At 59.3% G+C, this 17,494-nt stretch carries 22 protein-coding genes; 12 read left to right on the top strand and 10 right to left on the bottom strand.

The annotated features are described in order from the left end of the window. The first annotated feature begins 310 nt into the window (after nucleotides 1-310). Both KVQ82_RS19530 and KVQ82_RS19525 read left to right on the top strand, forming a co-directional pair. On the top strand, nucleotides 311-1,024 hold the full coding sequence (locus tag KVQ82_RS19530) for a FadR/GntR family transcriptional regulator (protein WP_041074082.1): 714 nt from the start codon (nucleotides 311-313) through the stop codon (nucleotides 1,022-1,024). Nucleotides 1,025-1,116: 92 nt separating this feature from the next. Then, nucleotides 1,117-1,332, top strand: coding sequence for a hypothetical protein (locus KVQ82_RS19525; RefSeq protein WP_222015276.1), 216 nt, complete (start codon nucleotides 1,117-1,119; stop codon nucleotides 1,330-1,332). 229 nt (nucleotides 1,333-1,561) lie between these two features. Here the strand turns inward: KVQ82_RS19525 and yegQ are convergent, their stop codons facing one another. After that, nucleotides 1,562-2,905 carry a tRNA 5-hydroxyuridine modification protein YegQ gene (gene yegQ / locus KVQ82_RS19520; protein WP_222015275.1) on the bottom strand — a complete coding sequence of 448 codons (1,344 nt, stop codon included), beginning with the start codon at nucleotides 2,903-2,905 and terminating at the stop codon, nucleotides 1,562-1,564. 249 nt (nucleotides 2,906-3,154) lie between these two features. Between yegQ and KVQ82_RS19515 the strand changes: the two genes are divergently transcribed. Beyond that, complete coding sequence (locus tag KVQ82_RS19515) at nucleotides 3,155-4,216, top strand: AI-2E family transporter (protein ID WP_041074089.1); 1,062 nt, start codon at nucleotides 3,155-3,157, stop codon at nucleotides 4,214-4,216. On the opposite strand, the gene KVQ82_RS19510 is transcribed toward KVQ82_RS19515, so the two are convergent. The 3 genes from KVQ82_RS19510 to KVQ82_RS19500 form a co-directional block, all read right to left on the bottom strand. Then, the gene (locus KVQ82_RS19510; protein ID WP_041074091.1) at nucleotides 4,213-4,395 is read right to left on the bottom strand and encodes a hypothetical protein; all 183 of its coding nucleotides are present in this window, start codon (nucleotides 4,393-4,395) and stop codon (nucleotides 4,213-4,215) included. The genes KVQ82_RS19515 and KVQ82_RS19510 overlap by 4 nt on opposite strands. A 102-nt stretch (nucleotides 4,396-4,497) precedes the next feature. Further along, complete coding sequence (locus KVQ82_RS19505) at nucleotides 4,498-4,692, bottom strand: hypothetical protein (RefSeq protein WP_025108897.1); 195 nt, start codon at nucleotides 4,690-4,692, stop codon at nucleotides 4,498-4,500. Between the two features lie 229 nt (nucleotides 4,693-4,921). After that, on the bottom strand, nucleotides 4,922-5,272 hold the full coding sequence (locus KVQ82_RS19500) for a hypothetical protein (RefSeq protein WP_007965394.1): 351 nt from the start codon (nucleotides 5,270-5,272) through the stop codon (nucleotides 4,922-4,924). Nucleotides 5,273-5,529: 257 nt separating this feature from the next. On the opposite strand from KVQ82_RS19500, the gene KVQ82_RS19495 reads away from it, so the two are divergent. Continuing rightward, the gene (locus tag KVQ82_RS19495) at nucleotides 5,530-6,348 is read left to right on the top strand and encodes a shikimate 5-dehydrogenase (protein WP_222015274.1); all 819 of its coding nucleotides are present in this window, start codon (nucleotides 5,530-5,532) and stop codon (nucleotides 6,346-6,348) included. A gap of 210 nt (nucleotides 6,349-6,558) precedes the next feature. After that, nucleotides 6,559-7,077, top strand: coding sequence for a cupin domain-containing protein (locus KVQ82_RS19490; RefSeq protein WP_222015273.1), 519 nt, complete (start codon nucleotides 6,559-6,561; stop codon nucleotides 7,075-7,077). Nucleotides 7,078-7,209: 132 nt separating this feature from the next. Here KVQ82_RS19490 and KVQ82_RS19485 read toward each other — a convergent pair whose 3' ends face one another. Further along, nucleotides 7,210-7,854 carry a YceH family protein gene (locus KVQ82_RS19485; RefSeq protein ID WP_041074096.1) on the bottom strand — a complete coding sequence of 215 codons (645 nt, stop codon included), beginning with the start codon at nucleotides 7,852-7,854 and terminating at the stop codon, nucleotides 7,210-7,212. A gap of 125 nt (nucleotides 7,855-7,979) precedes the next feature. On the opposite strand from KVQ82_RS19485, the gene KVQ82_RS19480 reads away from it, so the two are divergent. Next, nucleotides 7,980-8,489 carry a DUF1993 family protein gene (locus KVQ82_RS19480; protein WP_222015272.1) on the top strand — a complete coding sequence of 170 codons (510 nt, stop codon included), beginning with the start codon at nucleotides 7,980-7,982 and terminating at the stop codon, nucleotides 8,487-8,489. 154 nt (nucleotides 8,490-8,643) lie between these two features. On the opposite strand, the gene sstT is transcribed toward KVQ82_RS19480, so the two are convergent. Then, nucleotides 8,644-9,876: a serine/threonine transporter SstT gene (sstT, locus tag KVQ82_RS19475; protein ID WP_222015271.1), complete on the bottom strand. Its 1,233-nt coding sequence runs from the start codon at nucleotides 9,874-9,876 to the stop codon at nucleotides 8,644-8,646. A 338-nt stretch (nucleotides 9,877-10,214) separates the two neighbouring features. On the opposite strand from sstT, the gene KVQ82_RS19470 reads away from it, so the two are divergent. After that, on the top strand, nucleotides 10,215-11,378 hold the full coding sequence (locus tag KVQ82_RS19470; RefSeq protein ID WP_222015270.1) for an MFS transporter: 1,164 nt from the start codon (nucleotides 10,215-10,217) through the stop codon (nucleotides 11,376-11,378). Here the strand turns inward: KVQ82_RS19470 and nhaR are convergent. Beyond that, nucleotides 11,373-12,272 carry a transcriptional activator NhaR gene (nhaR, locus tag KVQ82_RS19465; protein WP_145596531.1) on the bottom strand — a complete coding sequence of 300 codons (900 nt, stop codon included), beginning with the start codon at nucleotides 12,270-12,272 and terminating at the stop codon, nucleotides 11,373-11,375. The two genes, KVQ82_RS19470 and nhaR, sit on opposite strands and share 6 nt — an antisense overlap. A 230-nt stretch (nucleotides 12,273-12,502) precedes the next feature. On the opposite strand from nhaR, the gene KVQ82_RS19460 reads away from it, so the two are divergent. Further along, nucleotides 12,503-12,745 carry a hypothetical protein gene (locus tag KVQ82_RS19460; protein ID WP_025108906.1) on the top strand — a complete coding sequence of 81 codons (243 nt, stop codon included), beginning with the start codon at nucleotides 12,503-12,505 and terminating at the stop codon, nucleotides 12,743-12,745. 29 nt (nucleotides 12,746-12,774) lie between these two features. Continuing rightward, a complete protein-coding gene (locus tag KVQ82_RS19455) occupies nucleotides 12,775-13,524 on the top strand; it encodes a TerC family protein (protein WP_041074106.1) in 750 nt (249 codons plus the stop codon). A 187-nt stretch (nucleotides 13,525-13,711) separates the two neighbouring features. Here KVQ82_RS19455 and KVQ82_RS19450 read toward each other — a convergent pair whose 3' ends face one another. Continuing rightward, nucleotides 13,712-13,873: a hypothetical protein gene (locus KVQ82_RS19450; protein WP_177327930.1), complete on the bottom strand. Its 162-nt coding sequence runs from the start codon at nucleotides 13,871-13,873 to the stop codon at nucleotides 13,712-13,714. 234 nt (nucleotides 13,874-14,107) lie between these two features. On the opposite strand from KVQ82_RS19450, the gene KVQ82_RS19445 reads away from it, so the two are divergent. From KVQ82_RS19445 to KVQ82_RS19435, 3 genes are all read left to right on the top strand, one after another. Next, nucleotides 14,108-14,779: a peptidase C39 family protein gene (locus KVQ82_RS19445; RefSeq protein ID WP_222015268.1), complete on the top strand. Its 672-nt coding sequence runs from the start codon at nucleotides 14,108-14,110 to the stop codon at nucleotides 14,777-14,779. A gap of 89 nt (nucleotides 14,780-14,868) precedes the next feature. Further along, nucleotides 14,869-15,075, top strand: a complete 207-nt coding sequence (locus KVQ82_RS19440; protein ID WP_041074110.1) for a DUF6021 family protein — start codon at nucleotides 14,869-14,871, stop codon at nucleotides 15,073-15,075. Between the two features lie 11 nt (nucleotides 15,076-15,086). Further along, nucleotides 15,087-15,281 (top strand): hypothetical protein, encoded by a 195-nt coding sequence (locus tag KVQ82_RS19435; protein ID WP_047291581.1) that lies wholly within the window; start codon nucleotides 15,087-15,089, stop codon nucleotides 15,279-15,281. Nucleotides 15,282-15,431: 150 nt separating this feature from the next. Here the strand turns inward: KVQ82_RS19435 and pbpG are convergent, their stop codons facing one another. Both pbpG and folD read right to left on the bottom strand, forming a co-directional pair. Further along, on the bottom strand, nucleotides 15,432-16,370 hold the full coding sequence (pbpG, locus tag KVQ82_RS19430; RefSeq protein ID WP_041074112.1) for a D-alanyl-D-alanine endopeptidase: 939 nt from the start codon (nucleotides 16,368-16,370) through the stop codon (nucleotides 15,432-15,434). A 230-nt stretch (nucleotides 16,371-16,600) separates the two neighbouring features. Next, complete coding sequence (gene folD / locus KVQ82_RS19425; protein ID WP_041074114.1) at nucleotides 16,601-17,455, bottom strand: bifunctional methylenetetrahydrofolate dehydrogenase/methenyltetrahydrofolate cyclohydrolase FolD; 855 nt, start codon at nucleotides 17,453-17,455, stop codon at nucleotides 16,601-16,603. Nucleotides 17,456-17,494: the final 39 nt, after the last annotated feature.

Genomic DNA, 17,494 nt, shown 5'->3' with positions numbered 1-17,494 from the left:
GCTAGACATCATACAACTGAGATTTTTTGTCCTACAAGTGGGGTGTGGCGATTAATTTTTCTGGCGGGCAGGTTTTTTATTGCTTTTTTGTCAGATGGTCCACGTTTGTCGGGGTTTTATGGAGGTTTGGCTGGTTGTCAGTGTTAAGGAAACTGCTATCCGCCTTTGTTCCTGTGTCTGTCGGAAATCCCATATTTCCTGCTTTCTTGAGTGTTGTCATACAAGTAGGTGGCAGTTCCAGGACTAAAATCAATCTCGTCAGCCACCGCGCAGTGCTACGATCCGCAAGCCCCGATGACCGGAATTGATCATGCAAGAAGACCTCGACGCACCCGCGCCCAAACGTGCGCACAACCTCGCCCATGATCTGGTGGAGAAACTCACCCAGAGCATCCTGCTCGGCCAGATGTCGCCCGGCGACAAGCTGCCGTCGGAGAACGCTATCGTTCAGGAGCACGGCGTCAGTCGCACGGTGGTGCGCGAGGCGATTTCCAAGTTGCAGGCGTCAGGGCTGGTGGAAACGCGGCACGGCATCGGCACTTTCGTCATCGAACGCGCTGCCGAGCAGGGCTTGCGCCTGAATGTCGACACCGCGCTCGGCGTGCGCAGCATTCTTGAATTGCGCATGGGCCTGGAAACTCAGGCCGCCGCATTGGCCGCGCAACGGCGCAGCGAACAGCAATTGCTGCACATGCGCCAGGCGCTGGATGACTATCAGCGTCTGCTGGACAGCAACGACAGTTGCGTCGAGGCGGATCGACGTTTTCATCTGCTGATCGCCGAAGCCACCGGCAACGTCTGCTTCAGCGAAATCATGCAGCATCTGGGCAGCGCGATGATTCCGCGTCAGCGGCTCAACGCGGCCGAGCGTGGGGCGGCGGATCTGAGCAAGCTAGGGCAGTTGGCGCATCTGGAGCACGAAGCGATCCTGAATGCGATCAAGCGCCAGGACCCGGACGCAGCGCGCGCGGCGATGTGGCTGCACCTGACCAACAGCCGCGACCGTTTCAGTGCGCAGGGCTGATTGCCGTTGGTCTGCTCGATGGCACGGCCTGCGCAGGCCTGCTTCCAAGCGGTATGGCCCGGGTTTTCCGGACCTCCTTGGTGAGGTGTGTCATGGCTAATGATTTGCTGTTTCAAGGTGGTGTGCTGCCGACCGATCCGACCCGTCCGGTGCCCGGCACGGATGAGCCGACACTGGCCGATCACGATGCGCCACCGGGCATGAGTCCCGGGCGCGATCCGTTGAGTGCTGCCGATCGGCCGGAAGACTGGAAGGACCCGGCGGCAGACGATGATGTGCCGCCGGCGGATGAGCCGACGCCGTTGTAGGATGATCGCCGGTAGTGAAAAACCCGGCTCTGGTGCCGGGTTTTTTTTGGTCGTCAGTGGCGAGGTGTTTTGTTCATGCCGGCCTCTTCGCGGGCAAGCCCGCTCCCATAGTAGTTGTTGGTGGCATGGGATTTTGTGTTCAACACAACCCCTGTGGGAGCTGGCTTGCCAGCGATGGCGGCCGCAATGTCGCTGAAGATCAGTGACGCCTACAAGGTGTTGCGTGTCCTCATACCGGATTGGCAGCTACATCACGCATCAGCAACCCAAAGCGCAAATCCACCGCATCCGGAATCGGCAGGTACACCGTGTGCCCATCCCCCGGTGCCACCTCGATCGCTTCACCCTTGGCACTCTGCAACTGGTGCAGATCAAAGTGGAAATTGCCCTTGGGCGTCATCAGTTCCAGGTGGTCGCCCAGTGCAAACCGGTTCTTCACCTTGACCTCGGCCAACCGGTCACGGCGTTGGCCGGTGAGTTCGCCGACGAATTGCTGACGTTCCGACACCGAGCTGCCGTTCTGATAATTCTGGTATTCGTCATGCACATGCCGGCGCAGGAAACCTTCGGTGTAGCCGCGCTGGGCCAGTGATTCGAGGTCGGTCATCAGGCTGCGATCAAACTCGCGCCCGGCTACGGCATCGTCGATTGCCCGGCGATAGACCTGGGTGGTGCGCGCGCAATAGAAGTGCGACTTGGTGCGACCCTCGATCTTCAGCGAATGCACGCCCATGCGCGTCAAGCGTTCGACGTGCTGCACCGCGCGCAGATCCTTGGCGTTCATGATGTAGGTGCCGTGCTCGTCTTCAAACGCCGGCATCAACTCATCGGGACGATTGGCTTCCTGCAGCAGGAACACCTGATCGGTCGGCGCGCCAATGCCCAGGGTCGGCTCGGGCTGGAAGGTCTGCACGATCTCGCCGAGCTGGTTTTCCGTGGCTTCCTGCGCCGAATATTTCCAGCGGCAGGCGTTGGTGCAGGTGCCTTGGTTGGCGTCGCGCTTGTTCATATAGCCCGACAACAGGCAGCGCCCGGAGTAAGCCATGCACAGCGCGCCGTGGACGAACACTTCCAGTTCCATGCCCGGCACCTGTTCGCGGATTTCAGCGATTTCCTCCAGCGACAATTCCCGCGACAGGATGATCCGGCTCAGACCTTGTTGCTGCCAGAACTTGACGCTCGCCCAGTTCACCGTGTTGGCCTGCACCGAAAGGTGGATCGGCATCTGCGGAAAATGCTGGCGCACCAGCATGATCAGGCCCGGGTCGGACATGATCAGGGCATCCGGCGCCATCTCGATCACCGGCGCCAGGTCCTTGAGGAAGGTCTTCAGCTTGGCATTGTGCGGGGCGATGTTGACCACCACGTAGAAGCGCTTGCCCTGGGCCTGCGCTTCGCGAATACCAAGGGCGAGGTTGGCGTGGTCGAACTCGTTGTTACGCACCCGCAGGCTGTAACGCGGCTGGCCGGCGTAGACCGCATCGGCGCCGTAGGCGAAGGCATAACGCATGTTCTTCAGGGTGCCGGCGGGGGCCAGCAGCTCCGGGGCGGCGAGGGGGAGGTCAGGGATCATGGCGGCATCGGTCGCAAAAGCGCGGCAGGGTAGTGCAGCGGCAAGTGCGGTTTATTGATCTGGATCTATCTTTGCGCGGGTGCCGCTGATCTGTGCCGCGCCGGCACCATGACAAGGTCCCGCTGCATCAGGTGCAGCGAGCTGCTTCTACCAGGCGATCTATGCTCCATGAACAAAGATGGCACTCGTGCGCGCCCCGGTGGACTAAGGTTCGAGGCGTGCATGACGCCTGGCTGACATGGATCGGACATGAACGAAAAAACGCTGCAATTCAAATCCCTCACCGTGCTGTTGCTGTTGGTGACGGTCGCCTTCATCTGGATTCTGCTGCCGTTCTACGGTGCGGTGTTCTGGGCGGTGATTCTCGGCATTCTGTTTGCGCCGATGCAGCGCAAGTTACAGCTCAAATTCGGCTGGCAGCGCAACCTGACAGCGCTTTGCACGCTGGGCATTTGTCTGGTGATCGCGATTCTTCCGGTGATCATTCTCAGCATCCTGTTGGTTCAGGAAGGCGCGACGGTGTACAACAACATCGAAAGCGGTCAACTGGACATCGGTGCCTACCTGGCACAGTTCAAACACAGCTTGCCCCCTTACTTTCAGCATTTGCTCGATCGCTTCGGCATGGGCGAACTCAACGGTCTGCGCGAGAAAATCGTCAAGGCGTCGATGCAGGGCAGTCAGGTGCTGGCCAGTCAGGCCTTCAGTTTCGGCCAGGGCACATTCGAGTTTGTGGTCAGCTTCGGCATCATGCTGTACCTGCTGTTTTTCTTTCTGCGCGATGGCGCCGAACTGGTCCGCAAGGTACGCACCGCAGTGCCGCTGGAAGAGACCCACAAACGCCGTTTGCAGTTGAAGTTCAACCGGGTGGTACGGGCGACGGTGAAGGGCAACCTGGTGGTGGCGGTCACTCAGGGCGCATTGGGCGGGGCGATTTTCTGGTTTCTCGACATCCCCAGCGCGTTGCTCTGGGCGGTGCTGATGGGCTTTCTGTCGCTGTTGCCGGCGGTGGGCGCGGGAATCGTCTGGGCGCCAGTGGCGGTGTACTTCCTGCTCAGTGGGATGATCTGGCAGGGCGTGGTATTGGGGCTGTTCGGGGTATTTGTGATCGGTCTGGTGGACAACGTGCTGCGCCCGATTCTGGTCGGCAAAGACACGCGCATGCCCGACTACATGATCCTGATCTCGACCCTCGGCGGCCTCGCAGTGTTCGGCCTCAACGGTTTCGTGATCGGGCCGCTGATCGCGGCGCTCTTCATGTCGAGCTGGGCGCTGTTTATCGAGACCAAGCCGAAAGTCCAGTTGCCTTAAGCGTGGAACGGCGCGCTGACGATTTTCTGCGACAGTGCCTGCGCTGCCGGGAGCGAAGTCAGCGGGCCGCTGATGGGCTCACCGTCGCGCACCAGATACCAGCAGGCGAGCAAGCCCGACGCTCTGAGCGATGCGGGAACAGCGCTGCCGATGACCGACATGATTTGAACCTGAGCCATGACCAGTACCTCCATCTATCTGTGGAGCTACCTTAAGGATTCGCTGTGCTCAGGGACAATCAACGCTTTCGATAGTGGTCATTGATAACAGTGAGGACGGGTTCAGTCGACAACCTGGTCGAGCATGTGCACCACTTCGCGCTCGTTGAGCAGGCCCTTGTGCACCAGGTTCTCCGCCAGCAGCGAAAGGAACTTGGCGCAGCGGTGGCCTTCCAGGTGTTTGAGTTCGGTCAGCGCGCTGTACACCTTGCTTGAAGTGCACAGGCCGACGATGCGGTGCGGATTTTGAGTAGGCATGGGTCGTCCTTGTTGTTATCAACCTGTTGTTTACGGACGGATTCAGATTGCGGTTCCGTCATGACAAATCGATGACCGTTCTGTGTTTTGCCCCCAACGGTCAAGTCCATCATGCCGACTTTAGCCGCTGGAACTGTCCTCACAGCGACCTTGGCAAGATTTTTTCAGACGTTGCCCGACCGACGGTCATAAAAAAGCCCCGCTATAAAGCAGGGCTGTTTGTTGGCGATTACCAGCGTGGGCCACCGTAGTAGCCATGTGGCCGGCCGTAATAGCCGCGTGGTGGGCCGTAGTAGACCGGGCCAGGCACGTAGACCGGTTGTTGCACATAGACCGGCGCCGGCTGGTAGTAGACCGGTGGCGGCGGTTGTTGCACATAAACCGGTGCCGGTTGAGCGTAAACAGGCTGTTGCACGTAGACCGGCCGGTCCTGGTTGATCAGTGCCGAGCCGATGATGGCCGAGCCGACGATCGCACCAAACACGGCCGGACCCTGCCAGCCACCGCCGTGGGCTTCTGCCTGACCTGTGATCGCGAATGCACCAATCAACAAGGCCACGATGGGGAGTTTACGAATCATGATAATTCCTCGGTTCTTCGACCCGGCGTCCGGGCCTGCACCAGGCCCAAAGTTGTCGCGGGGATACTTCTATGACAGCGAAATTCTGAAAATCAGCACAGCCGCTGGGTAAATTTTGTGTAAGGTCTGTACCGGCTTCTTTACCGGTGGGTCAAAGGGGCACGCGGTCCGTTGCAGACAGGCGCTTATGATCGTCCAGAACCCGATGGAATGGCTAACTCCGTCCATCCGAAAGTCCGTTTTGAAGGAGAAGTTTCATGCAGATGAATCCCAACAAAGACACCCAGCTGTGCATGTCCCTGTCGGGGCGCCCGGGGAATTTCGGTCTGCGGTTTCATAACCATTTGTACGAGCAGTTGGGCCTGAACTTCTATTACAAGGCGTTCAGCAGTCAGGATTTGCCGGGGGCTGTCGGCGGCATTCGTGCGCTGGGGATTCGCGGTTGCGGCGTGTCGATGCCGTTCAAGGAAGCGTGCATCGCACTGGTCGATGAGCTGGATGCGTCGGCGGCGGCGATCCAGTCGATCAACACCATCGTCAACACCCACGGTCACCTCAAGGCCTATAACACTGATTACATCGCCATCGCGCAATTGCTGGAAACCCACGCAGTGCCGAAAGATTCGACGTTCGCCCTGCGTGGTAGCGGCGGCATGGCCAAAGCCGTGGCCAGCGCCCTGCGTGATGGTGGCTACAAGAATGGACTGATCGTTGCGCGTAACGAGCGCGCCGGGCAGGCATTGGCGGATTCGCTGGGTTACCGCTGGCGGGCCGAATTGGGTGAAGAGCGTCCGCAGATGCTGATCAACGTCACACCGGTGGGCATGGACGGCGGGCCCGAGGCGGGGCAACTGGCGTTTGAGCCTGAAGTGATCCAGGCAGCCGGGATTGTGTTCGATGTCGTGGCGATTCCGTCGGAAACGCCGCTGATCGTGCGCGGCCGGGCCGAGGGCAAGAAAGTGATTACCGGACTGGAGGTGATTGCGATCCAGGCGCTGGAGCAGTTTGTGCTGTACACCGGGGTGCGGCCGAGTGAAGAGCAGTTTGCGGCGGCGGTGAATTTCGCCCGCAGCTGATGTTCAGGATTATGTGTTGAATGAGTTGGCCCTATCGCTGGCAAGCCAGCTCCCACAGGTATCAGGTTGCAACACAACCAGGTAAGCAACCACAAATCTTGTGGGAGCCGGCTTGCCAGCGATGAATTCAACTCGGTTTATCGGGTTGCCTATACTGCGGCCTCAGCAAGCCAAGACTTGCCCCTCATAAAAACCTGATCGAGGCACCCCATGCATCCGCCCATCCTCAACCTGCACCAGGTCGAACTCGAACCCCTGCCTGAAGCCCTTGCCCCGGAAGGCGAAACCGCGGGTCGCTACCAGCAAAGCATGGCGCGCATCGGCCAGCAGCTCGGTGCGCAGAAACTCGGCTATCGGTTGTACGCCTTGCCGCCAGGCATGCGCGGCAGTCCGTTTCACAGCCACCGGGTCAATGAAGAGATGTTCTATGTGGTGGTCGGGGAAGGCGAGGTGCGCTTGGGGGCCGAACGCTTTCCGATTCGCGCGGGCGACGTGATCGCCTGCCCGCCGGGCGGCCCGGAGACGGCGCATCAAATCATCAATACCAGCGAAGCGGAACTGCGTTACCTGGCGGTCAGCACCCAGCAGCAACCGGATATCTGCGAATACCCGGACTCCAACAAATACGCAGTGATGGACAACTTCAAGGTTGATACCGAGGGCAATGCATCAGGTTTTGTCGCCGTGGCGCGGCAGGCGGATGGGGTGGATTATTGGGATGGTGAGTAAATAGAGACCTTCGGCTTGGTGCAGTCCCTGTGGGAGCGAGCTTGCTCGCGAATGCAATGTGTCATACATATCATTGCTAAATGACACGCCGTATTCGCGAGCAAGCTCGCTCCCACAGTAGGATTTTGCGGGTTATTCGAGGCGCGCCAGGCGCTCTTCCAGTGCGGCAATCCGTGCTTCCAGCTCTTCGATGCGCTCGACCGAAACGCCGCTGGTCGCGCGCTCCCCAGGATTCTGCCGCGCCGCCAGGATCGCCTCGATGTCCGCCGGATCGCCCAGTGCATGGGTGTAGCGGTCTTCGCGTTGCCCGGCCTGACGCGGGATCAACACCGCCAGCCCACGGGCGATCAGACGCTCGAGCTGATGCACCACTTGCTCGGCATCTTCGAAATCGTGCATGCGGCCGCTGCGGGTCAGCAGCTCATTCACTGTCTGCGGGCCACGCAAGAACATCAAACCGGTGAGAATCACTTGGGCCGGCACCAGTTCCAGCGCCTTGTCGAGCTTATGCTCCCAGCGATCAGCGCGACTGCCCATGACCAGTTTGGTGTAACCGTGGCTTTCCAGCGCCCGCAGACTTTGGCCGACCTGGCCCTGAGTCAGGTTCATCACCGGCTCGCGGCTGGTCTTCTGATTGCAGGCCAGCACCAATGCATTGAGGGTCAACGGATAGGTTTCCGGGCTGGTGGCCTGTTTTTCGATCAACGAACCCAGAATGCGGATTTCCGTGGCGTTGAGCCGTGGTTCGTTGGTGGTGGTTGCAAGTTCGGTGGTCATCGCGCGTTCCCTCAGCAGTCGAAGGCGCCTAGCCTAATCCTTGGCTAACAAAAGGCAAGCCGTGTGGTCATCAAGCATGGCTATAATCGCCTCCACGTTCCACCCAGCCACCACACGAGACTGCCATGACCATTTCCCTTTACGCCGCATCCGTCCCGGTTTTTCAACAAATGCTCAACGCCCTGAGCGATGTCCTGAAAAAGGCTGAAGCCCACGCCACCGAAAAAAACATCGACCCGAGCGCCTTCCTGCAAGCGCGCCTGTACCCGGACATGTTCCCGCTGGTGCGTCAGGTGCAGATCGCCGTCGACTTCGCCAAGGGCGTTTCCTCGCGTCTGGCCGAAGTCGAAATCCCGAAGTATGACGACACTGAAACCACGTTCGCCGAACTGCAGGCGCTGATCGCCAAGGTGCTGGCCTACATCGGCGAGATCAAGCCGGAGCAGATCAACGGCAAGGAAGGCATCGAGATCGTGACCCGTCCGGGGACGCCGAAAGAGAAGCGCTTCAGCGGTCAGGCTTACCTGCTGAGCTACGGTCTGCCGCAGTTCTTCTTCCACGTCACCACCACCTACGCGCTGCTGCGCCACAACGGTGTTGAAGTGGGTAAACGCGATTACATGGGCGCGTACTAAAACACCCAGCTACAAAAAAGCCCGCCAAGGTTCACACCTTGGCGGGCTCTTTATTGGATAAAGCAAAAGATCGCAGCCTGCGGCAGCTCCTACAGGGAAACGCATTCCTAATGTAGGAGCTGCCGCAGGCTGCGATCTTTTGATCTTTTGATCTTCAGACTGAGCGCTGAACTTTCGCCTCTTCACCCAAGCAAGCCGCGGCAGTAAACAGCACATCAGTGGACGAATTCAGCGCTGTTTCCGCCGAGTCCTGCAGCACACCAATGATGAAACCCACCGCCACCACCTGCATGGCAATCTCGCTGGGAATGCCGAACAGGCTGCACGCCAGCGGAATCAGCAGCAGCGAGCCACCGGCCACGCCCGAGGCGCCACAGGCACAGATCGCCGCGACGACGCTGAGCAGGATCGCGGTCGGAATGTCCACGGCAATCCCCAGCGTGTGCACGGCAGCCAGGGTCAGCACGGTGATGGTGATCGCTGCGCCAGCCATGTTGATGGTCGCACCCAGCGGGATCGATACCGAGTAAGTGTCTTCATGCAGGCCCAGGCGCTTGCTCAGTTCCAGGTTGACCGGAATGTTCGCTGCCGAACTGCGGGTGAAGAAGGCGGTGATGCCGCTTTCGCGCAGGCACTTGAGGGTCAGCGGGTACGGGTTGCGGCGCAGCTTCCAGAACACAATCAGCGGGTTCATCACCAGCGCGACAAACAGCATGCAGCCCAGCAGCACGGCCAGCAGGTGCGCATAACCGATCAACGCGCCGAAGCCCGAGGTGGCGAGGGTAGACGCCACCAGACCGAAAATGCCCAGTGGGGCGAAACGAATCACTACGCGCACGATCACGGTCACGCCGTTGGACAGGTCGCCCAGCACCTCGCGTGTGGTGTCGCCGGCGTGGCGAATCGCGACGCCCATGCCGATCGCCCAGGCCAGAATGCCGATGAAGTTGGCATTCATCAGCGCGCTGACCGGGTTGTCGACCACGCTCAACAGCAGGCTTTGCAGCACTTCGGCAATGCCGCCCGGCGCGGTGACTGACACGTTGTCGGTGGACAGCACCAGATGCGAGGGAAACGCCATGCTGGCCACCACCGCGACCACGGCTGCAGCGAAAGTGCCGAGCAGGTACAGGAACAGGATGGGTCTGATGTGGGTTTCCTGACCGTGCTTGTGGTTGGCAATCGATGCCATCACCAGCACGAACACCAGAATCGGCGCCACGGCTTTCAGCGCCGAGACAAATACTTTGCCGATGAACGCCGAGCCTTTTGCCGCTTCCGGGGCGAACAACGCCAGAGCGATACCGGCGAGCAGGCCGATCAGGATCTGCGTGACCAGACTGAGGTTTTTCAGGCGTTGCAATAGAGAAGGGGATGAAGCGGTCATAACGGCATCTCTGGTTTTTTATAGGGTGCAAGGTTGCGTGAAACCGGTGGTACATCAAGGGGGCAGGTCACCGGCACGAACCGAAAGGGCTGACGCGCGATCAACGCTGTTAAACGGGGCGCTGAACAGGGTGTACGTTTTTCAGGGCGCGGACTTTATCACAGCGTAGGCGTTATCCTTCAGGCCTGTGACGATCTGCCACCGGATTGATCGGCAAGTCGGCAGGTTTATGCAAGTCACTGCTGAAACACTCTGTTAAGATTCGCCATCCTCATTTTCATAGTCTGCCAGCGGGCCTCTTGGTCATCGCTGGTGTCGTCGTTTTGCTGGAGTTGCTCATGCTGTTGCCCATTCTTCTGTTGTCCGCCGCCGGATTCACGGTGCTGACCACGGAATTCGTCATCGTCGGCCTGTTGCCGGCCATTGCCCGAGACCTGGCGGTAACCATTCCGCAGGCGGGTCTGCTGGTGACTCTGTTCGCTTTCACGGTGGCGATGTTCGGCCCGTTTTTGACCGCCTATTTCGCCCGCTTCGAGCGGCGCAAGTTGTTCATCACCATCCTGATCATGTTCGGCCTGGCCAACACCGTTGCCGCGCTGGCGCCGAACATCTGGGTCATGGCCATTGCGCGCTTGATCCCGGCCCTCGGCCTGCCGGTGTTCTGGGCCTTGGCCAGCGAGACAGCGGTGGACATCGTCGGCCCGGATTACGCCGGCCGTGCGATTGCCAAGATCGGCTTCGGCATCGTCTGCGCCACGGTATTCGGCATCCCGGTGGGCACGTTGATTTCCGATGCGTTCGGCTGGCGCAGTGCATTCGCGATTCTGGCGGTGATCGCTTTTGCCAAGGCCTTGCTGCTGTTTGTTTACCTGCCGAAAACCAGTCTGCATCAGCACCAGGTCAGCTTCAGCTCGCAGTTCAAGATCCTGCGCAGCCCGCTGATGCTCGGCCATGTGCTGTTGTCGATCCTGGTATTCAGCGGCATGTTCACCGCCTACACCTATCTGGCCGACATCCTCGAGCGTCTGGCGGGTTTTAACGGCACCGTGGTTGGCTGGTGCCTGATGGGCTTCGGTGCGGTCGGGCTGATCGGCAATTCGCTGGGCGGGCGTGCAGTGGATCGTCATCCGTTGGGGGCGTCCGTGCTGTTCTGCGCGTTCATGATTGCCGGCATGGTCTCGCTGGTGCCGAATATCCACTCGACGCTGGGCCTGGCGGTGGCCATGGGCATCTGGGGAATCACTCAGGCGGCGCTGTTTCTGGTCAGCCATGTGCGCCTGATGAAAGCCGCGCCGCAAGCGCCCGCGTTTGCCGCGTCGCTGAACATCGCCGGCGCCAACCTCGGTATCGGCCTGGGCGCGATGATCGGCGGGCGGGTGATCGACAGCGCTGGCCTGAGCTTTCTCGGCTTCGCCGCTGCCGGATTCATTCTGTTGTCGGTATTCCTCGCCATGGTCTTGATGACGCTCAAGCCGCGCGAAGACTGCGCCCAGACCTCATAACGCGGTAAACAGCTCGCGTCGGGCACCTTCGGTAATCGCCACGATGCCGGGGTGCTTGACCTTGCGTTCCACGGAAATGGCGTAGAACGACTCGGTCACCGCGTCGGTCTGGCCAATCACTTCGACGCCGTACTGGCGTTTGACTTCATCGGCAATCACGCTCGGACCGATGAAAATCCCGCTGCCCGATTGGCCGAAGGCCTGCATCAGGGCGCTGTCATCGAATTCCCCAACGATTTGCGGCTGGATCTGCTGTTCGGCAAACCAGCGCTGCAAACGGCTGCGCACCACGGTTTCCGCGCCGGGAATCAGCAGCGGTGCGCCGTTGAGGCTGCGCGGAAAGTCCTGCCCGTATTGCGCCGCCAATTGCGCGGTGGCGAAAAAACTGATCCCGCATTCGCCGAGTTTCTGGCTGTAGCCCTTGATGTCGAGGTGCGACGGCATCGGGCTGTCGGAAATCACCAGGTCCAGACGCTGGATGGCCAGGTCCGCCAACAGGCGTTCGAGTTTGTCTTCGCGGCAGGTGATGCGCAGCGGTTCGTGCAACTCCATGGTCGGCGCGATCAGCCGATAGACGATGGACTTGGGCACCACGTCGGCCACGCCGACGCGAAACAGGATCTGCTGTTCGTTGGGCTGGGCACGCAGCATCAACTCCAGTTCGCCGCCCAACTGGAACATCTGCTCGGCGTAGGGCAGGGCTTGGCGTCCGGCCTCGGTCAGTTCCAGCTGGCGGCCGACCCGCTGAAACAGTTCGATGCCGTAGGTTTGTTCGAGCAGCGAAATCTGCCCGCTGATGGTTTGCGGAGTGAGGTTGAGTTGCTCGCAGGCACGCACGATGCTGCCGGTCTTGGCGACCACCCAGAAGTAATGCAGTTGTCGGTAATTGAGCACTCTAAGGTTCCCCCTCCTGTAGGAGCTGCCGCAGGCTGCGATCTTTTGATCTTGCTAAAAAAAATCAAAAGATCGCAGCCTTCGGCAGCTCCTGCACTGATGGTCATAGTTCGTTAAAGCCGAAGTATAGCCGCTAAAAATACGAATTTTCCTGAAGTGTTTGTCTCCCTAGAATGCCCAGCCATCGACGGGTGGTCTGTGACCCTGTCTGTTCATTCGAAGGAAGTCTCATGAAATACACAATCCCTGCATTGATGTTTACGTCTTTACTGCTCATGGCCGGTTGCGATCAGGCCGAGAAAAGTGCCCAGCAGTTGATGGGCAAGGCTGCCGAAAGCGCCAAACAGGCGATCGACGATACGCACAAAGCTGCTGAACAAGCGCTCAGCGACGCCACCGGCGGCTTGATCGAGAAAAAAGAAGCGCCGGAAAAAGATGCGGAAAAATCCGAATCTTCCTCCAAGACCATCTAAAACCGTCATACAAGAGTCAGGACTGACCCATGGAATATCTCTTAGAACTCGCCGCCAGCCCCGCCGCCTGGGTTGCTTTGGCCACACTGGTGGTGATGGAAATCGTGCTCGGCATCGATAACCTGATCTTTATTTCGATCCTGACCAACAAGTTGCCTGTGCAGCATCGGCAGAAGGCGCGCCGCATCGGTATCGGCATGGCGCTGATCCTGCGTCTGGCCCTGTTGAGCACCATCGCTTTCATCGTGCAGTTGACCGAACCTGTAATCGAAATCATGGGCCAGGCGTTCTCCTGGAAAGACATGATCCTGATTGCCGGTGGTCTGTTCCTGGTGTGGAAAGCCACGACCGAGATCCATCACAGCATGGACCCGGCCCCGGAAGATCCGAAAACGGCAACTTCGACCGTGACCCTGGGCTTCGCTGCCGCAATCGGTCAGATCCTGATGCTGGACATGGTGTTCTCCATCGACAGCATCATTACTGCGGTGGGCATGACTGAACACTTGCCGATCATGGTGATCGCGGTGGTGGTGTCGGTGATGGTGATGCTGTTCGCAGCTGAGCCGCTGGCCAAGTTCATCAACGACAACCCGACAGTGGTGATGCTGGCCCTGGGCTTCCTGATCATGATCGGCATGACGCTGATCGCCGAAGGCTTCGGTGCCCATGTACCGAAAGGTTATGTGTACGCGGCCATGGCCTTCTCGGCAGCGATTGAAGTGCTGAACATGATGTCGCGCCGGGCGAAGCAGAAGAAGCTGGCTCAGCAGGCTTAATCTGCAGCAAACCAAAGGCCGGCTGGACTCGTCGAGTTCAGCCGGCCTTTTTGCTTATGCCTCATGCCGTACGGCTTGTGCCTTATGCAGGAGCTGCCGAAGGCTGCGATCTTTTGATTTTTTAGAGCAAGATCAAAAGATCGCAGCCTTCGGCAGCTCCTGCAGAGGTTTTATATCAACTGACCTGTCAGTGCGCAGTCGCGTGGTGGTGCTTTTCTGGCTTGTGATTCGGGGTCGAATCGACTGGATGATGATGGCGTCGCGCAATGCGCAGCACGCCCCACAGCATGGCGCTGGCAACGGCCAGCCAGCCGGCTATCAACATTACGATGGTCATGGTCAGGCTCATCGGTGCCTCCTCTTTGCCCTGCGTCGGGCACACACTTTTTCAATTCGCTCTGTTTCAGTGACAGTCTAGACAATGGGGTGTTTCAGACTATTGACCAAAGGTCGGTGATGACCAATCAGTTCGCTCTATGCAATCGATCGGTCTGCGGTTTAAGGCTATACCGCAGCCGTGCGTCGCCCTATGATCGCAGGCGTTGCCGGAACACGATGACCGGCGTCTGATCAGAGAGTGACAATGGTGCAGGTATTGACTCGATTGCGAGGGGCGTTGCTGGTGGCCGGTTGCGCGGCTGTATTGGCGGGGTGTGCGGGCGCTGTCGCGCCGCAGGTCAAGCGCCTGCCGGAGCGGGTCGAACTCAGCGGTACGTTCTATCGCGGTGAAGCCAATCAGAGTGGTCCGCAAGTGCTGGCCAGCCTGTTGTCGCAGCAGGGCATCATGATCACGCCGGGGCTGCTGGAAAAACCGTTGCAGCTGCCGGGTGCACAGGATCAGTTGCAGCAGAATCTGCAAAACCTGGCCCGCGATTACGGCATGGTGGTCTATCCGCTGGACAAGAACCTGCCAGCCTTGCTCACCCAGGTCGCGGCCGGATATCCGGTGATGGTGCGCTTTAGCGAAGGCTCGGCGTTCTGGGCTGAACCGCGTTACGCCATTCTTTCCGGTTACGACCGCTTGAAACAGAAAGTACTGTTGCGCGCCGGAATGAATCGCCGCGAACTGATGAGTTTCAGTTCCTTCGAGTCGGCGTTCGAAAAGTCGGGCGGTTGGGCCGTGCTGATCCAAAAGCCCTCGCAGATCCCCGCCGAGGTTGATCGTCAGCGCTGGCTAAAGGCGGCGGATGAGTTGGCGCAGGCCGGGCAGGAACGTGAAGCGGAGCAAGCCAAAAAGGCTCTGGCTGCACATTAAACCTCCGTTCGTCATTTGCCGGGCACCCTCACGCCCGGCACGCCTCTTAACGATAGAGCCCGAATGTGCGGGTGAATCAGGAGGCGAGCATGGCAGATTCCCCATCCCCGAAAGGCCCACACTCAAGCGAGCATTCGTCCGGTCATGATCTGGGTTTCGATCCGGATTCACCGGATCTCGACGATCCGCAGGTTGATCCGGTCGGCCCTGCCAAGGCGCCGAAGGACGTGGAAACCGGCGAAGACAGCAAGCGTCCGGCCAAGCCTTACGATCCGTTGGCTGACCTGAAACCCTAAGGGAGGTGCGTATGAGTACCGATTCCAGCTTTGACGATAAAAAACCGGACAGCGTACCGACTACGCCGGAGGATGACGTGGATCCCGTGCTGGATCCGGACAGCCCGCTGCGTGATCCATTGGCCCGGCCTAATGTGCTGACGCCAGATCCGAGCGCTGGCGATGGCATTCCGGACGACGACAAAATGCCGTTACCCAATGATTGAATAACGGGTATTTAACCACTGGCTGAATAACTCTGTGGCGAGGGAGCTTGCTCCCGCTGGACTGCGCAGCAGGCCTTTTCTTGTTAAAAAAGAAGGTCCGCTACGCGCCCCAGCGGGAGCAAGCTCCCTCGCCACAGTTGGTCTTTCCGGTTACTTGGAGGCTTCGACCACGCCGCTCTGGCGCGCCTTGAGGTTTTTCTCGGCCTTGTATTGTTGGGCCACTGCCGGAACGTTGGTGCTGCGACCGGTTTCCATCCAGCTGCGGATACGGCTGGCATCGGCGAAGTGCGTGTATTTGCCGAACGCATCGAGAATCACCAGGGCAACCGGGCGGTTGCTCATCCGCGTCACCAGCACCAGGCAATGACCCGCCGGGTTGGTGAAGCCGGTTTTAGTGATTTTGATGTCCCAGTCGGCCTTGTTCACCAAGTGATCGGTGTTGCGGAAACCCAGGGTGTAGTTGGGTTTGCGGAATGACACCGTTTTTTCCTTGGTGGTCGTCAGTTCAGTGAGGATCGGGTGCTTGCTCGCGGCCACCAACAGTTTGCTCAGATCGCGGGCGGTAGAAACGTTACGTTCCGACAAGCCGGTCGGTTCGACATAGTGGGTGTTGGTCATGCCCAGTGCCTTGGCCTTGGCATTCATCGCCGCGATGAAGGCTGCATAACCGCCCGGGTAGTGATGCGCAAGGCTGGCGGCTGCACGGTTTTCCGAGGACATCAGGGCAATCAGCAACATTTCCCGGCGCGGCAGTTCGCTCTTCAGCTTGACTCGGGAGAACACGCCTTTCATTTCCGGCGTGTGGCTGATGTCGACGTCGATCCATTCGTCCATGTTCTGGTGCGCTTCAACGACCACCAGCCCGGTCATCAGCTTACTGACCGAAGCGATGGGTACGATCACATCCGGGTTGCTCGAATAGATGACTTTATTGGTCTGCAAATCCATGAGCAGGGCGCTGCCTGAGGCGATCTTCAGTTGCGAAGCATCGCGTGGCGCAGCAGTGGTTTCAGCGGCGTTGACGGTTGGCGTGACGAATGTGCCTGAAAAAGCAAAAACCAGGCTCAGGATCGAAAGACGAATTTTCACGCGGGCGAACTCATAAAGGTTGGATATTCCGTTAGTTTGTAACGGGTTATTTCTTCAAAGCGTCGCATTCTAGGAGTATGGCTGAAGATCTGTCGATGGTTGTTTGAATGACCTGAAAATCTCGTGAAAAGGCCTGTAAAAAGAGGGGTTTCCGGCGAACGGTTAGTGTTTTTTCTCAGATACAAAAAACCCCGCACAAAGGCGGGGTTCTTTTATTGCGGAAAAGCCTCTCAGGCGTGCAGAGTTTCTGCCGCGTAGAGGGTGTTTTCCAGCAGGCAGGCGCGGGTCATCGGGCCAACACCACCTGGCACCGGAGTGATCCAGCCAGCGCGGGGCAGAGCGGTTTCGTACACCACGTCACCGACCAGCTTGCCATCGTCCTGACGGTTGATGCCGACGTCGATCACGATCGCGCCTTCCTTGATCCACTCGCCCTTGACCAGGCCCGGCTTGCCGGCGGCGACCACCACCAGATCGGCGCGACCGACGTGGCCGGCCAGGTCCTTGGTGAAGCGGTGGGTGACGGTCACGGTGCAACCGGCCAGCAGCAGTTCCATTGCCATCGGGCGCCCGACGATGTTGGAGGCACCCACCACTACCGCGTCCAGGCCATAAAGGTCCACACCCGTGCTTTCCAGCAAGGTCATGATGCCTTTCGGAGTGCACGGACGCAGCAGCGGGATGCGCTGGGCCAGGCGGCCGACGTTATAAGGATGAAAGCCATCGACGTCTTTGTCCGGGCGGATGCGCTCCAGCAATTTGGACGCGTCCAGATGCTCGGGCAGGGGCAGTTGCAGCAGCACGCCGTCAATGGCCGGGTCGTCGTTGAGGCGATCGATCAGATCGGTCAGTGCTTCTTGAGTGGTGTCGGAGGGCAGGTCGTAGGCTTGGGAGAGGAAGCCGACCTCTTCACAGTCTTTACGCTTGTGCGAGACATAAACCTGAGAGGCAGGATCGCTGCCGACCAGGATCACCGCGAGGCCGGGAGTGCGCAGGCCTTGCTGGCGACGCTCGGCAACTCGTTGGGCGATCTGCTGGCGCAGGCTGGCGGCGATCGATTTGCCGTCGATTAGTTGTGCAGTCATTGCGCGTGATTAACCATCGAGAGGGGAAAAAAAGAGAAC

The organism is Pseudomonas sp. AO-1 (genome assembly GCF_019775695.1).
GTDB classification, from domain to species: Bacteria; Pseudomonadota; Gammaproteobacteria; order Pseudomonadales; family Pseudomonadaceae; genus Aquipseudomonas; species Aquipseudomonas parakoreensis.
The sequence above is the reverse complement of the archived record's forward strand: the minus strand, read 5'-3'. Positions and strand labels throughout refer to the sequence as shown.

What these genes read in the sequence shown, in the direction of transcription:
- sstT (WP_222015271.1), bottom strand. Translation starts at nt 9,876, where the DNA reads ATGACCGCTTCATCCCCTTCTCTATTGCAACGCCTGAAAAACCTCAGT.
- KVQ82_RS19530 (WP_041074082.1), top strand. Translation starts at nt 311, where the DNA reads ATGCAAGAAGACCTCGACGCACCCGCGCCCAAACGTGCGCACAACCTC.
- folD (WP_041074114.1), bottom strand. Translation starts at nt 17,455, where the DNA reads ATGACTGCACAACTAATCGACGGCAAATCGATCGCCGCCAGCCTGCGC.
- KVQ82_RS19495 (WP_222015274.1), top strand. Translation starts at nt 5,530, where the DNA reads ATGCAGATGAATCCCAACAAAGACACCCAGCTGTGCATGTCCCTGTCG.
- KVQ82_RS19485 (WP_041074096.1), bottom strand. Translation starts at nt 7,854, where the DNA reads ATGACCACCGAACTTGCAACCACCACCAACGAACCACGGCTCAACGCC.
- KVQ82_RS19515 (WP_041074089.1), top strand. Translation starts at nt 3,155, where the DNA reads ATGAACGAAAAAACGCTGCAATTCAAATCCCTCACCGTGCTGTTGCTG.
- KVQ82_RS19525 (WP_222015276.1), top strand. Translation starts at nt 1,117, where the DNA reads ATGGCTAATGATTTGCTGTTTCAAGGTGGTGTGCTGCCGACCGATCCG.
- KVQ82_RS19505 (WP_025108897.1), bottom strand. Translation starts at nt 4,692, where the DNA reads ATGCCTACTCAAAATCCGCACCGCATCGTCGGCCTGTGCACTTCAAGC.
- KVQ82_RS19455 (WP_041074106.1), top strand. Translation starts at nt 12,775, where the DNA reads ATGGAATATCTCTTAGAACTCGCCGCCAGCCCCGCCGCCTGGGTTGCT.
- KVQ82_RS19460 (WP_025108906.1), top strand. Translation starts at nt 12,503, where the DNA reads ATGAAATACACAATCCCTGCATTGATGTTTACGTCTTTACTGCTCATG.
- KVQ82_RS19470 (WP_222015270.1), top strand. Translation starts at nt 10,215, where the DNA reads ATGCTGTTGCCCATTCTTCTGTTGTCCGCCGCCGGATTCACGGTGCTG.
- KVQ82_RS19510 (WP_041074091.1), bottom strand. Translation starts at nt 4,395, where the DNA reads ATGGCTCAGGTTCAAATCATGTCGGTCATCGGCAGCGCTGTTCCCGCA.
- KVQ82_RS19435 (WP_047291581.1), top strand. Translation starts at nt 15,087, where the DNA reads ATGAGTACCGATTCCAGCTTTGACGATAAAAAACCGGACAGCGTACCG.
- yegQ (WP_222015275.1), bottom strand. Translation starts at nt 2,905, where the DNA reads ATGATCCCTGACCTCCCCCTCGCCGCCCCGGAGCTGCTGGCCCCCGCC.
- KVQ82_RS19480 (WP_222015272.1), top strand. Translation starts at nt 7,980, where the DNA reads ATGACCATTTCCCTTTACGCCGCATCCGTCCCGGTTTTTCAACAAATG.
- KVQ82_RS19445 (WP_222015268.1), top strand. Translation starts at nt 14,108, where the DNA reads ATGGTGCAGGTATTGACTCGATTGCGAGGGGCGTTGCTGGTGGCCGGT.
- KVQ82_RS19490 (WP_222015273.1), top strand. Translation starts at nt 6,559, where the DNA reads ATGCATCCGCCCATCCTCAACCTGCACCAGGTCGAACTCGAACCCCTG.
- KVQ82_RS19450 (WP_177327930.1), bottom strand. Translation starts at nt 13,873, where the DNA reads ATGAGCCTGACCATGACCATCGTAATGTTGATAGCCGGCTGGCTGGCC.
- KVQ82_RS19440 (WP_041074110.1), top strand. Translation starts at nt 14,869, where the DNA reads ATGGCAGATTCCCCATCCCCGAAAGGCCCACACTCAAGCGAGCATTCG.
- KVQ82_RS19500 (WP_007965394.1), bottom strand. Translation starts at nt 5,272, where the DNA reads ATGATTCGTAAACTCCCCATCGTGGCCTTGTTGATTGGTGCATTCGCG.